Origin of the sequence: Enterobacter sp. Y17, assembly GCF_019730495.1 — a bacterium.
In the GTDB taxonomy this organism is placed as follows: domain Bacteria; phylum Pseudomonadota; class Gammaproteobacteria; order Enterobacterales; family Enterobacteriaceae; genus Enterobacter; species Enterobacter asburiae_B.
The window spans coordinates 176,455-189,409 of sequence record NZ_JAASKP010000001.1; the positions used below are offsets into that span (position 1 = coordinate 176,455).

Below are 12,955 nucleotides of genomic sequence, written 5' to 3' on the forward strand. Positions count from 1 at the left end.
TAAAAAAACGGCAGGGTAACCTGCCGTTTTTTTTATGCCTTTTATTCCGTGAGACCGAGCCGCGTCAGAAAGCCGTGTATGCCTTCGCGTTTCAATAAGGCGTCCAGACGCCTCTGCTCTGGCTGAGTCATACTCTCCAGCGTCTCAATAATGCCCGGAGACAGGTTTGAAGAGGGTTCACTGTATGAAGCGGTGACCTCAGCGAGATGGTAAACCGCCTGACGGTTACGGATCGCCGGAAGGCTCATAATATGTTCCTTCACGCGCGCATCAATATGAATGAGCCGCGCGCGACCACCCTTCACGCCGTTGAGGCCTTCGGTTTTCCATCCCTGCTGGCGTATCCAGCGATTAACCGTTTGTCTGGCAACGCCCAAACTCTCCGCCAGCTCTTCCGTGGTCATTTTGCTGCGTAATTTTTTCATATCAGTTCTGATCGCGAATTCCTAAACGTTGCAACAATCCGGTAATCCCTTCCCGCATTAACAGCGATGTCATCTGCTTCTGCTCTTCCGGCGTCATTTCATTGGCCAGCGTCAGGAGCAGCGTGTGAAGCGAACTATCATGACTGACGCCTTCTGGCAGTTCGGACGTTTCAGTTGCCCGACGTGCGCTGCGGATAAAGTCACGGACTTTTTCGTTCACATGTACCAGGCGAGCTTTCCCGCCCTGGACGCCTGGTTTTGGTGATGTAATCCAACCCTCTTTGCGTACCCATTTATTGATGGTCTGGCGGCTATAGCCAGTGAGGAGGGCTAACTCTTCTGGCGTCATTCGTTCCTTGATCATACAATTTCCTGAATATCAGTGGGGTTAATTAACGGCTCATTTTATAGCACCGTTTTACGTGAAAACGTGACAGGCTTAACTCCTGACTGCGAGCAGGCTCGCAAAGTGATTCATTTGCATGAATTTTCGGCGATTGAATGGCTGGGATTGATTTTGCCGTTGACACTCCGCGGTGGAATTCATATTATGCCGCCCGTCAACATGACAGCTTTACGATGGGGCTATAGCTCAGCTGGGAGAGCGCTTGCATGGCATGCAAGAGGTCAGCGGTTCGATCCCGCTTAGCTCCACCAAACTCTGAACCCAACAGAGTGCGGTCAGTAAAGTCACATGTGGGGCTATAGCTCAGCTGGGAGAGCGCTTGCATGGCATGCAAGAGGTCAGCGGTTCGATCCCGCTTAGCTCCACCAAAATTGTAAACCCTCGTCAAAAGACGAGGGTTTTTTTTATGTGTTTGTAACACTCGCCACCGTATTTTGTTATCAAAAAGAAGGTATTCCCGTACCTCACCTCAATCGACATCAATAAACCAGTCTAAAAATAGACTTGAACTTGATTCGCGCAATTAATAAACCTATTATCCATCCGGTCAATAATTCTCTCGGAAAATAACGCCCAGGTTAATGAATAGAAAAACTTACAATAATGTAAAGATATTTATGATTGCTCTGGCTTTATGCCTGATTGCGGTACCTGTTTCCCGTTATCTCTCTCCCCGCGCAATTATTAATGGTCACGACGTTTATTTAGCATGGTTACCTTTAAGCGTAATGCTGGCGGTAATTCTGCTATTTGGGCGTAGGGCTATTCTTCCCATTTTGTTAGGTTTTACTGTCACTAATTTATTCTATGTAAATTTAGCACCGCTACAATATTCAGTATTACTGTTCTGTCAGACCTTTGCGTTGTTCGCGGCGTGCGGCCTTCTGCGTATCATGCTGGGTAAGCGTTGGCGCCACTCCATCCCTAACAAGCACATCGGATTGCGGATATTCTGGCTCGGTTTTATGGTGCCAATAGGGATTAAGCTGTCGATGTATTTGGCGGGCTATTTGTTTGATTTTCCGGTGACAATTTCGACCTTTTTCGGCGAAGGGACGGTAATTTATAACGTTGTGGATATACAAAGCCTGATATGTGCGGCATTGATTTTTACCATGATGTTCTATTACCCGTTAAGAATGATAATTAATCCTCGTTATGCAATAAATTTCTGGCGACGAAGCGTGAAGCCCGTGTTTTTTCACAAGAATTCATTATATATTTTTGCCTGGCTGGTGCTATTAAGTTTCATTCTCGTCATTTTATGTGGTCCTTTTGAATCTCCCGTCATTGCGGGCTATTTGATGCCGCTGATTTTTATTCTTTTTACCTTAGCGATAAGCCGACTGACCTATGCGTTGATTTCTCTGCTGTGGGCTGTATCTGCGCTGCTGCTGTTGACCTACAACTACAACTTCCTTAACGGGGTGGAATCGGGCCATTCGCTCTCTTTTATTCTGTCCGTGCTTATCTCATTCGCGATCTGTCTGCTTTACATGTCGCGCATTTATCAGCGCAGCGAGTGGCTTAAGCGGGGCTGGCAGGGCAGGGCGCTCACCGATCCGCTGACCGGATTGCCCAATATTCGTGCGCTGGAGGATTATCTTGAGATTCACCCGGATGCAAAAGTGAGCATTCTGCGTATGGATAACCTGGAATTTTTGAGCCGCCACTATGGGATCCTCATGCGGGTCCATTGCAAACGTACGATCGCAACGTCGCTGCAGCCTCTCCTGCAAAAAGATGAGACGCTCTTCCAGCTCCCCGGAAGCGAGCTTGTGCTGGTATTACTGGGGCCGGGAACCGCTGAGCGCCTCCTGCATATGGTTGATCGGCTGAACAGCCGTAAGATTTTCTGGAACAACACCGGGCTGGATATTGAATTCGGTGCGTCCTGGGGAATGGTCGAAAACGGCGAAAAATTGCACCACACGCTGGGGCAGCTGAGCTGGCTGGCCGAGCAATCCTGCGGAACAACAAACAACGTGCTTGCGCTCACGAATAGCCTCGAGGCGGCATCAGGGCAAACGACAGAGCGAGTCCTGATGCTGGCGCGGATTAAGCATGCCCTGGAGGCGGGCCAGTTCCATTTATACGCGCAACCGATCCAGAAGGAGGACGGGAGCGGCTACTACGAAATTCTGGCGCGTATGGAGAGCGAGGGCGAGATCTTCACTCCTGACCGCTTTATTCCGTTGATTGCCCAGTTCAACCTCAGCCACCGGTTTGATATGTGCGTCATGGAGAAATTACTGCTGTGGCTGCGCGATCACCCTTCAACGCAGGCTGGCGCTCGTTTCTCCGTTAATCTGATGCCGCTTACGCTGATGCAAAAAGAGGTGGCGTCCGAGATTTGTGCGCTCTTTGAACGCTACGGCGTTGCGCCTCAGTCCGTCGTGATTGAGATTACCGAAGAGCAGGCCTTCTCAAATTCAGGCAGCAGCATCCACAATATTCAGCAACTGCGGGATTACGGTTTCCGGATTGCTATAGATGATTTTGGTACCGGCTACGCCAACTACGAGCGCCTCAGACGCCTGCAGGCAGACATCATTAAAATTGACGGCTGCTTTATTAAAGACATTTGTACCGATGATATGGATGCGATGATCGTGCAGTCGATGTGTAATCTGGCGAAGACGAAATCGCTGTGCGTCGTAGCGGAATACGTCGAAACACCGGCGCAGCGGGAGATGCTGCTTCGCTTCGGCGTGGATTACCTGCAGGGCTACCTGATAGGCAAACCCAAACCGCTGGAAGAATTGCGGGCATAAAAAAACCGGGAGCCAGGCTCCCGGTTTTTGTTTAACGCTAAACGTTAGAGTACCAGTGCCGCGATAGAAGCAGACAGGACGCTCACCAGCGTAGAGCCGTAAACCAGCTTCAGGCCAAAGCGAGAAACCACGTTGCCCTGTTCTTCGTTCAGACCTTTAATCGCGCCCGCGATAATCCCGATGGACGAGAAGTTCGCGAAGGAGACCAGGAACACGGACAGAATGCCTTCCGCGCGCGGAGAAAGCGTGCTGGCAATTTTCTGCAGATCCATCATCGCAACGAATTCGTTAGAAACCAGTTTGGTTGCCATGATACTGCCCACCTGCAGCGCTTCGTGAGCCGGAACACCCATTACCCAGGCAACCGGGTAGAAGATGTAGCCCAGAATACCCTGGAAGGAGATACCCAGCACCGCGGCGAATAGGGCGTTCAGTGCAGAAATCAGCGCAATGAAGCCGATCAGCATGGCGGCAACGATAATCGCTACTTTGAAGCCCGCCAGAATGTACTCACCCAGCATTTCGAAGAAGCTCTGACCTTCGTGCAGGTTTGACATCTGAATGTTCTCTTCGCTTGCGTCAACGCGGTACGGGTTGATCAGCGACAGAACGATAAAGGTGCTGAACATGTTCAGAACCAGCGCTGCAACAACATACTTTGGCTCCAGCATGGTCATATACGCGCCCACGATAGACATGGAAACGGTAGACATTGCGGTTGCCGCCATGGTGTACATGCGGTTGCGGGACATTTTGCCGAGAATATCTTTATACGCGATGAAGTTCTCAGACTGACCGAGGATCAGGGAACTGACGGCGTTGAAGGATTCTAGCTTGCCCATGCCGTTCACTTTGGATAACAGGAAACCAATTCCACGAATAACGAACGGCAGAACGCGGATGTGCTGCAGGATACCGATCAGCGCGGAGATGAAGACGATAGGGCAGAGAACCTTCAGGAAGAAGAACGCCAGACCTTCGTCGTTCATTTTACCGAAGACAAAGTTGGTCCCTTCATTGGCAAATCCGAGCAGTTTTTCGAACATTTCGGAGAAGCCTTTCACGAAGCCGAGGCCTACGTTGGAGTTCAGGAAGAACCACGCAAGTAAAACTTCAATGACCAGCAGTTGGACAACATAACGGATACGAATTTTTTTGCGGTCTGTGCTGACCAGCAATGCAAGTGCAGTAACGACAACAAGTGCCAGGACAAAATGAAGGACGCGGTCCATATTTGCTCCAAATATGAGGCAGGTTTAATTTTCGTGCACATTCTATGTAACAAGCGAAAAGAAAACGAGATCGAGGACACACTATAGTTACATCCTGTGACGAGTCTCAAAAATAGTGATCCACAATACATTTTTGTTATGTTAGGTAAATGAGTGAAAAGTTAAGTTTGTGTGCTAGTCTTCACAAAAGCGCGCGCGATTTTAGTTTCTGTTAGATCGCCCCACTTACCCGCCCGTCTATCGTTCAAAGCTATCAGAGAAATCACTGTAAACATCACAAATGATCTTGATAATCATTCTCATTTTGATAGCATTAAACATAGCAAAGGCTATATTTCAGAGGCAGAAATGACAAACAGTCGCGTAGAGGGTAGCAGTGGCAGAGCCGTGCGCAAGTTGCGGTTCGCATTAATGGGACCTGCGTTCATCGCTGCCATTGGCTATATCGATCCAGGTAACTTTGCGACCAATATTCAGGCCGGGGCCAGCTTCGGCTATAAGCTGCTGTGGGTGGTCGTCTGGGCTAACCTGATGGCGATGCTGATTCAGATGCTCTCCGCAAAGCTGGGGATTGCCACGGGTAAAAACCTGGCGGAGCAAATTCGCGACCATTATCCGCGTCCGGCCGTCTGGCTCTATTGGGTCCAGGCGGAAATTATCGCCATGGCCACTGACCTCGCTGAATTTATCGGTGCAGCGATCGGCTTTAAGCTGATTCTGGGCGTGTCGCTGTTGCAGGGGGCGGTACTGACCGGGATTGCCACTTTCCTGATCCTGATGCTGCAGCGTCGGGGTCAAAAGCCGCTGGAGAAGGTTATCGGCGGTCTGCTGCTGTTTGTCGCGGCGGCCTATATCGTCGAGCTGATTTTCTCACAGCCGAATCTGGTGCAGCTCGGCAAAGGTATGGCAATCCCAAGCCTGCCAACCTCGGAAGCGGTGTTCCTGGCCGCCGGGGTATTGGGGGCGACTATCATGCCGCATGTGATTTACCTGCACTCCTCGCTGACCCAGCATCTCCACGGTGGAACGCGCAAAGAGCGTTACTCCGCCACCAAATGGGACGTGGCGATTGCCATGACCATCGCGGGGTTTGTCAATCTGGCGATGATGGCTACCGCAGCCGCCGCTTTCCACTTTAACGGCCACACCGGTATTGCCGATCTCGACCAGGCCTATCTCACGCTGGAGCCCTTACTGAGCCATGCTGCCGCCACGATATTTGGTCTCAGCCTGGTGGCTGCCGGTCTCTCTTCTACGGTAGTGGGCACGCTGGCAGGCCAGGTGGTGATGCAGGGGTTTGTCCGCTTCCATATTCCGCTGTGGGTTCGTCGCTCCGTCACCATGCTCCCGTCATTTATCGTGATTCTGATGGGGCTTGATCCTACGAGAATTCTGGTCATGAGCCAGGTGCTGCTGAGCTTTGGTATCGCGCTGGCGCTGGTGCCGCTGCTGATCTTTACCAGCAACAAAACCCTGATGGGCGAACTGGTTAACTCAACGCTGGTGAAACGGACCGGGTGGGCAATCGTGGTGGTGGTAGTGGCACTGAACCTGTGGCTGCTTATTGGCACCGCATTGGGGCTCTAAAAGAAAAAGGAGCCGGGAGGCTCCTTTTTGCATTAATGGTGACCGTGGCCATGACCGTGGCCGCGTCCTTTCCCGCCGCGATCCCAGCCGCCGCGACGGTCGTCACGATCGTTCCAGCCTTCACGGTAGCCGCGCTCATACGCGTTGTCTTTATACCAGCCGCGGTGTCTGCCGTTATCATGTTTCCACCAGCGGTCTCCGCGCCACTCATAGTGACGGTTCCAGTAGTCACGGTCGCGCCAGTAGCCACCGTCCCAGTATCTGCCGTAGTCGTCACGATCGCCAATTTGTAATTTTACTGATGGCAACAGGGTGATTTCGCCCGCATTGGCGATCAGCGGGGCTGAAGCCAGTAATACCGCTGCAAGAATCAGTGACCTGAACATACTCTTTCTCCTTCACGATCGGGGCCCTTGCGGGGCCTGTTAACGCAATATTACGAGTTGGTAAAGCCTCGTTTCATCGCCTCAACTCCGAATTCCTGAGCGAGAGCACTTTTTGCTAAAAGTGATTCTATTTTGAGCTGTTCAGGATCGTGTCAATACGGACAAGTTCTTCCGCAGAGAAATGGCGGTTTTCCAGCATCCCCACGGCATCATCAATCTGGGCCGTTTTACTTGCCCCAATCAGCACTGACGTCACGTTCTCATGGCGTAATACCCAGGCCAGCGCCATCTGGGACAGCTTCTGGCCGCGCTCTTCCGCCATGGCGTTCAGCTTTCTTACCTTCTGCAGCTTCTCTTCGGTGATCTGGTCAGGGTTCAGGAACTGACTGCCGCTTGCCGCGCGTGAGTCTGCCGGAATGCCGTTCAGATAGCGGTTGGTCAGTTGTCCACCGGCCAGCGGCGAGAAGGGAATGCAGCCGACCCCTTTTTCCTGCAGCACGTTTAGCAGCCCCTCTTCCGGCGCACGCTCAAAAAGGGAGTATTTCGGCTGATGGATTAGGCAGGGCGTACCGAGATCGTCAAGGATATCAATCGCCTTGCGAGCCAGTTCTGCAGGGTAGTTGGATAACCCGACGTACAGGGCTTTTCCCTGGCGCACCGTATGGTCAAGCGCTTTCATGGTTTCCAGCAGCGGCGTTTGTGGGTCAGGACGGTGATGATAGAAGATATCCACATACTCCAGCCCCATGCGCTTCAGGCTCTGATCCAGACTTGCCAGCAGATATTTGCGTGACCCCCAGTCGCCGTAAGGGCCATCCCACATGGTATAACCTGCTTTGGTAGAGACGATCAGCTCGTCGCGCCAGGGCAGGAAATCCTCCTGCAAAATACGGCCGAAATTACTTTCGGCCGATCCCGGTGGCGGGCCATAGTTGTTGGCAAGGTCGAAATGCGTAATGCCCAGATCGAACGCGCGCTGTAAAAGTTGACGGCTGTTTTCGATAAGCGTGGTGTCGCCAAAGTTATGCCACAGCCCAAGCGAGATGGCGGGCAACCTGAGTCCGCTTTGCCCGCAGCGACGATATTCCATTGTCCGATAACGATTTTTGTCCGGCTGATAACCCATTCTCATGACCTCTGGCGCTGAAGAAAAAATCAGTGTATGCGTTTACATTAACGCGAAAAAAAACAGCATAGCGCAGCCTTTTTTGTAAAGCATTCTTTCCATGCTCTTCTTATCGCCAATTCTGGACAGTCATCACGCTTATTTAATACTCAAGGTGAGGTCAACATTAGAAGGATACCTGTTCATGCGTACCCCATACTGCGTCGCCGATTACCTGCTGGACCGTCTTACAGATTGTGGAGCCGATCATCTGTTTGGCGTGCCGGGCGACTATAACCTGCAGTTTCTCGACCATGTGATAGACAGCCCGGATATCTGTTGGGTGGGCTGTGCCAACGAGTTAAACGCCTCCTATGCCGCGGACGGATACGCCCGATGTAAGGGCTTTGCCGCGCTGCTGACGACATTTGGCGTAGGAGAGTTAAGTGCGATGAACGGCATTGCGGGCAGCTACGCTGAGCACGTTCCGGTACTGCATATTGTGGGCGCGCCGGGTACGGCGTCACAGCAAAGAGGGGAGCTGCTGCACCATACGCTGGGCGACGGTGAGTTTCGTCATTTTTACCATATGAGCGAACCGATCACCGTTGCACAGGCGATCCTGACCGAACAAAACGCCTGTTATGAGATTGACCGGGTATTAACTACCATGCTCCGGGAGCGTCGCCCCGGCTATCTGATGCTGCCTGCGGATGTGGCAAAAAAAGCCGCCACGCCTCCTGTAAACGCTCTCACTCTCAAACACGCGCATGCCGATAGCGCCTGCCTGAAGGCGTTCCGGGATGCCGCTGAGAACAGGCTGGCCATGAGCAAGCGTACTGCGCTGCTGGCCGATTTCCTTGTCCTGCGCCATGGCCTGAAGCATGCCCTACAGAAATGGGTCAAGGACGTGCCGATGGCACACGCCACCATGCTGATGGGTAAAGGCATATTTGACGAGCGTCACGCCGGTTTTTACGGCACCTACAGCGGTTCGGCGAGCGCCGGTGCGGTAAAAGAGGCGATTGAAGGGGCAGACACGGTGCTGTGCATCGGGACGCGATTTACCGATACCCTGACCGCCGGCTTCACGCATCAGCTAACCCCGTCACAAACAATTGAAGTTCAGCCTCATGCGTCACGCGTCGGTGACGTCTGGTTTACCGGCATCCCCATGCTTCAGGCAATCGAAACGCTGGTAGAGCTGTGTAAACTGCACGTGCACGATGCGCCGGTACCGTCGTCTCAAAGCGCGATGGAATATCCGCAGCCGGATGGCTCGCTGACGCAGGAGAATTTCTGGAAAACGTTGCAGACGTTTATCCGCCCGGGAGACATCATCCTTGCGGATCAGGGCACCTCGGCCTTCGGCGCGATCGACCTTCGTCTTCCGGCTGATGTGAATTTTATCGTCCAGCCGCTGTGGGGATCGATCGGCTACACCCTGGCCGCAGCGTTTGGCGCGCAAACCGCCTGCCCAAACCGGCGCGTGATTGTGCTGACTGGGGATGGCGCAGCGCAGCTCACCATCCAGGAGCTTGGCTCGATGCTGCGCGATAAACAACACCCGATTATTCTGGTCCTTAACAACGAAGGGTACACGGTGGAAAGAGCGATCCACGGGCCGGAACAGCGATATAACGACATTGCGCTATGGAACTGGACGCAAATCCCGCAGGCCCTGAGCCTTGATCCTCAGGCCCAGTGCTGGCGGGTCAGTGAAGCGGAGCAGCTGGCGGATGTCCTTGAGAAAGTGGCGCACCACGAGCGGCTCTCGCTAATTGAGGTGATGCTGCCGAAAGCCGATATCCCGCCGCTGCTGGGGGCGATTACTAAAGCGCTGGAAGCGCGCAATAGCGCCTGATTACTTGTCGTTTCGCCAGGCCATCATCATCGGTTTGCCCGCCAGCAGGAGCCAGGCGGGCAACATCACGATACAGAGCAGGGGGAAAAGCGTCGAATCGGGTACCACTACCGCCGCCATAAACAGGCTGAGCCAGGCGTCACGCGTGACCACCAGAACCAGCCCCAGAATAGAGCAGGAGACGGTAATGGCCGCAGGCACCGCATCGACGTGTTCGTGCAACATCAGCCCCAGCGCTACGCCGACAAAGACCACCGGGAAGATGCGTCCACCGCGAAAACCGCAGGCTGCAGCCACCACCAGCGCGGCCAGCTTAATCACGGCAAACAGCAGATAGTCGGAGACGCTAAACACCTGGCTGAAGGCCAGCTGCTGCATCTCGTCCAGACCTTTGAACAACGTCACCGTCCCGCCGATTGCCCCTAAAATACCGAGGATCAAACCTCCTGCCCCCAGAACTAACACCGGGTGTTTGAGTTTATGCATCAGGCGGTGCAGGCGAGGAAGACACCATACCGCTACCATTCCCAGCGCGATGGCGATCGCGACGACGATGGCGCCGCTGAAAATATCGGCTATCTGCATCTGGCCGTAGTGGGGGAGAGAGAGTGAGAAGTGGGGATGGAAAAACAGGCTGGTCGTCAGCGCGCCAGCGGCTGCTGCCATCAGCGGAGCAAAGAGTTTATCCCACAGCGGGACGTCGTTATTGCTGCTGAGCGTCTGAGAAAAGATCAGTGCGGCAGCGACAGGCGTGCCGAAAAGTGCCCCGATGGTGCCTGCGGAGGCGAGGATGGTCCAGTCCAGCGCGCCGACGCGGGGCAAAATGCGTGAACCGAGGAAAACCGCCAGGCCAATATTCACCGCCATAATCGGATGCTCCGGCCCCAGGCTGACGCCGCCGGCCAGACCGATAATCAACGCAATGAGCAGTCCGGGCAGTGCCGAAGGGGGAACCGGGGCGCCAATCAGCGGTTCCTGCGCCGGATCGGGGCCGGCATGGCCGGGACTGAAACGGATCACCAGGCCTACCGCAATACCGGTTAACGTCAGCATCACAACGATCCAGGCAGGAGAATCAGCATTGACGCCCAGTTTTGTCGGAAGCGCTGTCCATAACATGGCTTGCAGCACCGACGCGACTTTCATCACGACAATGAGCACCAGACTTGAGGCCACGCCAATAATTAGCGCCGGAATTGCCAGCAACAGCATGGTTCTGGCTCGCGGGTGGAGCATGATGATTTCCTTGTACAAAACGGCATTACGTTACTTTGCACATTAAGCTTTATGGCAATAGTGCAAAAGGTGCTGAAACGGTAAAGTTATTCTGTGACGAAGATCGATAATCCATGGGCATTCACCTTATGGCCGTTGTTGTTATCACGCCTTGAATTTACAGTGTCCCAAAGATTTATTCTGACTTTAGCGGAGCAGTAGAAGAATGACAAAGTATGCTTTGGTAGGTGATGTGGGCGGCACGAACGCGCGTCTCGCATTGTGCGATGTTAGTAGCGGTGAGATTTCCCGGGCGAAAACCTATTCCGGGCTGGATTATCCAAGCCTTGAGGCCGTTGTCCGCGTCTATCTGGAAGAGCATCAGGTGAGCGTTGAAGACGGCTGCATCGCTATTGCCTGCCCGATAACCGGCGACTGGGTCGCAATGACCAACCATACCTGGGCATTCTCCATCGCCGAGATGAAAAAAAACCTCGGTTTTTCGCATCTTGAAATCATCAATGACTTTACCGCGGTGTCCATGGCGATCCCAATGCTGAAGCCAGAGCATCTGATCCAGTTTGGCGGCGCTGAACCGGTCGAAGGCAAGCCGATTGCGGTTTACGGGGCCGGTACCGGCCTCGGCGTCTCGCATCTGGTGCATGTTGCTCAGCGCTGGGTGAGCCTGCCGGGTGAAGGTGGCCACGTAGATTTTGCGCCTAATAGCGAAGAAGAGGGGATTATCCTCGAAGAGTTACGCGCTGAGATCGGCCACGTCTCCGCCGAGCGCGTCCTTTCAGGTCCGGGGCTGGTGAATCTGTACCGCGCGATTGTGAAATCAGACGGTCGTCTGCCGGAAAACCTGCAGCCGAAAGACGTCACCGAACGCGCGCTGGCGGACAGCTGCATTGACTGCCGTCGTGCCCTGTCGCTGTTCTGCGTGATCATGGGACGTTTCGGCGGCAACCTGGCGCTGACGCTGGGCACCTTCGGTGGGGTCTATATCGCGGGCGGGATCGTACCGCGCTTCCTCGACTTCTTTAAAGCCTCGGGCTTCCGCGGGGGGTTTGAAGATAAAGGGCGTTTCAGAAGCTACGTGCAGGACATTCCGGTTTATCTGATCGTGCATGATAACCCGGGACTGCTGGGTTCCGGGGCCCATCTGCGTCAGGTTCTCGGTCAAATCCTCTGATGCAGAGCCCTCTCCCGCGGGAGAGGGCGTTTTCTTTACAGGTGCATCAGCTGACGAAACTCTTTTACCTTGCTGCGGCTTACCGGCACCTGAAAATCCAGATCCTTCAGACGCAAAATGTAGGTGTTGTTAAACCACGGTTCGATCTCGCGGATCTTATTTAAATTCACGCAAAACGACCGGTGGCAGCGGAAAAAGTGGGCAGCCGGGAGCTTGCTGCAGAATTCGGTAATGTTCATCGCCATCACGTACGATTCCCGCCGCGTATAGACAAATGTCATCTTTTCGTGCGCTTCGGCGTAATAGATATCGTTGACCGGCGTCACGATGATGCGCTCGTCTTTGACCAGATTAATGGTGTCGTTTTCGCGTACCGTTGGGGTGGCGCTAGCGGGAGCGGTCTGCTGCTGCCATGCGGCCTCCAGCTTTTGCAGCATGCTGACAATCCGCGACTCCTGATAAGGCTTAAGAATATAGTCAAACGCCTCCAGCTCGAAGGCCTCTACGGCGTGCTCTTTCCAGGCGGTAACGAAAACGATAAACGGCTTATGGGCAAACTGATTGATGTTTTGCGCCAGCAATACGCCATCCAGCGACGGGATATTGATATCCAGGAAAATCGCATCGACCCGGTTATGCTGCAAAAATTTCAGTACGTCCAGACCATCATCAAACGTGCCCACAATCTCCATCTGGCTGTGGGTTTTGATAAGCCAGGTGAGCTCCTGCTGAGCCAGGAATTCATCTTCTACAATGATAACTTTCATGG

At 53.5% G+C, this 12,955-nt stretch carries 11 protein-coding genes and 2 tRNA genes; 6 read left to right on the top strand and 7 right to left on the bottom strand.

Going from position 1 to position 12,955, the window contains the following annotated elements; all coding sequences use genetic code 11:
• Positions 1–41: 41 nt before the first annotated feature.
• Both HCH49_RS00810 and HCH49_RS00815 read right to left on the bottom strand, forming a co-directional pair.
• Positions 42–425: a YfeC-like transcriptional regulator gene (locus HCH49_RS00810; protein ID WP_033146144.1), complete on the bottom strand. Its 384-nt coding sequence runs from the start codon at positions 423–425 to the stop codon at positions 42–44.
• A 1-nt stretch (position 426) separates the two neighbouring features.
• Positions 427–789: a YfeC-like transcriptional regulator gene (locus tag HCH49_RS00815; RefSeq protein ID WP_033146143.1), complete on the bottom strand. Its 363-nt coding sequence runs from the start codon at positions 787–789 to the stop codon at positions 427–429.
• 217 nt (positions 790–1,006) lie between these two features.
• On the opposite strand from HCH49_RS00815, the gene HCH49_RS00820 reads away from it, so the two are divergent.
• From HCH49_RS00820 to HCH49_RS00830, 3 genes are all read left to right on the top strand, one after another.
• Positions 1,007–1,082 (top strand) — tRNA-Ala (locus tag HCH49_RS00820).
• Between the two features lie 41 nt (positions 1,083–1,123).
• Positions 1,124–1,199 (top strand) — tRNA-Ala (locus tag HCH49_RS00825).
• A gap of 213 nt (positions 1,200–1,412) precedes the next feature.
• A complete protein-coding gene (locus HCH49_RS00830; RefSeq protein ID WP_221701990.1) occupies positions 1,413–3,605 on the top strand; it encodes an EAL domain-containing protein in 2,193 nt (730 codons plus the stop codon).
• A 44-nt stretch (positions 3,606–3,649) separates the two neighbouring features.
• Here the strand turns inward: HCH49_RS00830 and HCH49_RS00835 are convergent, their stop codons facing one another.
• Positions 3,650–4,837 carry a NupC/NupG family nucleoside CNT transporter gene (locus tag HCH49_RS00835; RefSeq protein ID WP_008501591.1) on the bottom strand — a complete coding sequence of 396 codons (1,188 nt, stop codon included), beginning with the start codon at positions 4,835–4,837 and terminating at the stop codon, positions 3,650–3,652.
• A gap of 348 nt (positions 4,838–5,185) precedes the next feature.
• On the opposite strand from HCH49_RS00835, the gene HCH49_RS00840 reads away from it, so the two are divergent.
• Positions 5,186–6,424: an Nramp family divalent metal transporter gene (locus tag HCH49_RS00840; RefSeq protein ID WP_221701991.1), complete on the top strand. Its 1,239-nt coding sequence runs from the start codon at positions 5,186–5,188 to the stop codon at positions 6,422–6,424.
• Positions 6,425–6,456: 32 nt separating this feature from the next.
• On the opposite strand, the gene HCH49_RS00845 is transcribed toward HCH49_RS00840, so the two are convergent.
• Both HCH49_RS00845 and mgrA read right to left on the bottom strand, forming a co-directional pair.
• Positions 6,457–6,810 carry a DUF2502 domain-containing protein gene (locus HCH49_RS00845; protein ID WP_023308717.1) on the bottom strand — a complete coding sequence of 118 codons (354 nt, stop codon included), beginning with the start codon at positions 6,808–6,810 and terminating at the stop codon, positions 6,457–6,459.
• A gap of 127 nt (positions 6,811–6,937) precedes the next feature.
• On the bottom strand, positions 6,938–7,936 hold the full coding sequence (gene mgrA / locus HCH49_RS00850; protein WP_221701992.1) for an L-glyceraldehyde 3-phosphate reductase: 999 nt from the start codon (positions 7,934–7,936) through the stop codon (positions 6,938–6,940).
• Between the two features lie 184 nt (positions 7,937–8,120).
• Here mgrA and ipdC point away from each other — a divergent pair, with 184 nt between their 5' ends.
• Entirely contained in the window at positions 8,121–9,779 is a 1,659-nt protein-coding gene (gene ipdC / locus HCH49_RS00855) for an indolepyruvate decarboxylase (RefSeq protein ID WP_221701993.1), read from the top strand.
• Here the strand turns inward: ipdC and HCH49_RS00860 are convergent, their stop codons facing one another.
• A complete protein-coding gene (locus HCH49_RS00860) occupies positions 9,780–11,015 on the bottom strand; it encodes an ion channel protein (RefSeq protein ID WP_047060687.1) in 1,236 nt (411 codons plus the stop codon). It abuts the gene before it with no gap.
• Between the two features lie 205 nt (positions 11,016–11,220).
• On the opposite strand from HCH49_RS00860, the gene glk reads away from it, so the two are divergent.
• A complete protein-coding gene (glk, locus tag HCH49_RS00865) occupies positions 11,221–12,186 on the top strand; it encodes a glucokinase (protein ID WP_023308713.1) in 966 nt (321 codons plus the stop codon).
• Between the two features lie 35 nt (positions 12,187–12,221).
• On the opposite strand, the gene HCH49_RS00870 is transcribed toward glk, so the two are convergent.
• Positions 12,222–12,953, bottom strand: coding sequence for a LytR/AlgR family response regulator transcription factor (locus HCH49_RS00870; protein ID WP_033146137.1), 732 nt, complete (start codon positions 12,951–12,953; stop codon positions 12,222–12,224).
• Positions 12,954–12,955 lie beyond the last annotated feature (2 nt).

What these genes read in the sequence shown, in the direction of transcription:
- HCH49_RS00810 (WP_033146144.1), bottom strand. Translation starts at nt 425, where the DNA reads ATGAAAAAATTACGCAGCAAAATGACCACGGAAGAGCTGGCGGAGAGT.
- HCH49_RS00815 (WP_033146143.1), bottom strand. Translation starts at nt 789, where the DNA reads ATGATCAAGGAACGAATGACGCCAGAAGAGTTAGCCCTCCTCACTGGC.
- HCH49_RS00830 (WP_221701990.1), top strand. Translation starts at nt 1,413, where the DNA reads ATGAATAGAAAAACTTACAATAATGTAAAGATATTTATGATTGCTCTG.
- HCH49_RS00835 (WP_008501591.1), bottom strand. Translation starts at nt 4,837, where the DNA reads ATGGACCGCGTCCTTCATTTTGTCCTGGCACTTGTTGTCGTTACTGCA.
- HCH49_RS00840 (WP_221701991.1), top strand. Translation starts at nt 5,186, where the DNA reads ATGACAAACAGTCGCGTAGAGGGTAGCAGTGGCAGAGCCGTGCGCAAG.
- HCH49_RS00845 (WP_023308717.1), bottom strand. Translation starts at nt 6,810, where the DNA reads ATGTTCAGGTCACTGATTCTTGCAGCGGTATTACTGGCTTCAGCCCCG.
- mgrA (WP_221701992.1), bottom strand. Translation starts at nt 7,936, where the DNA reads ATGGGTTATCAGCCGGACAAAAATCGTTATCGGACAATGGAATATCGT.
- ipdC (WP_221701993.1), top strand. Translation starts at nt 8,121, where the DNA reads ATGCGTACCCCATACTGCGTCGCCGATTACCTGCTGGACCGTCTTACA.
- HCH49_RS00860 (WP_047060687.1), bottom strand. Translation starts at nt 11,015, where the DNA reads ATGCTCCACCCGCGAGCCAGAACCATGCTGTTGCTGGCAATTCCGGCG.
- glk (WP_023308713.1), top strand. Translation starts at nt 11,221, where the DNA reads ATGACAAAGTATGCTTTGGTAGGTGATGTGGGCGGCACGAACGCGCGT.
- HCH49_RS00870 (WP_033146137.1), bottom strand. Translation starts at nt 12,953, where the DNA reads ATGAAAGTTATCATTGTAGAAGATGAATTCCTGGCTCAGCAGGAGCTC.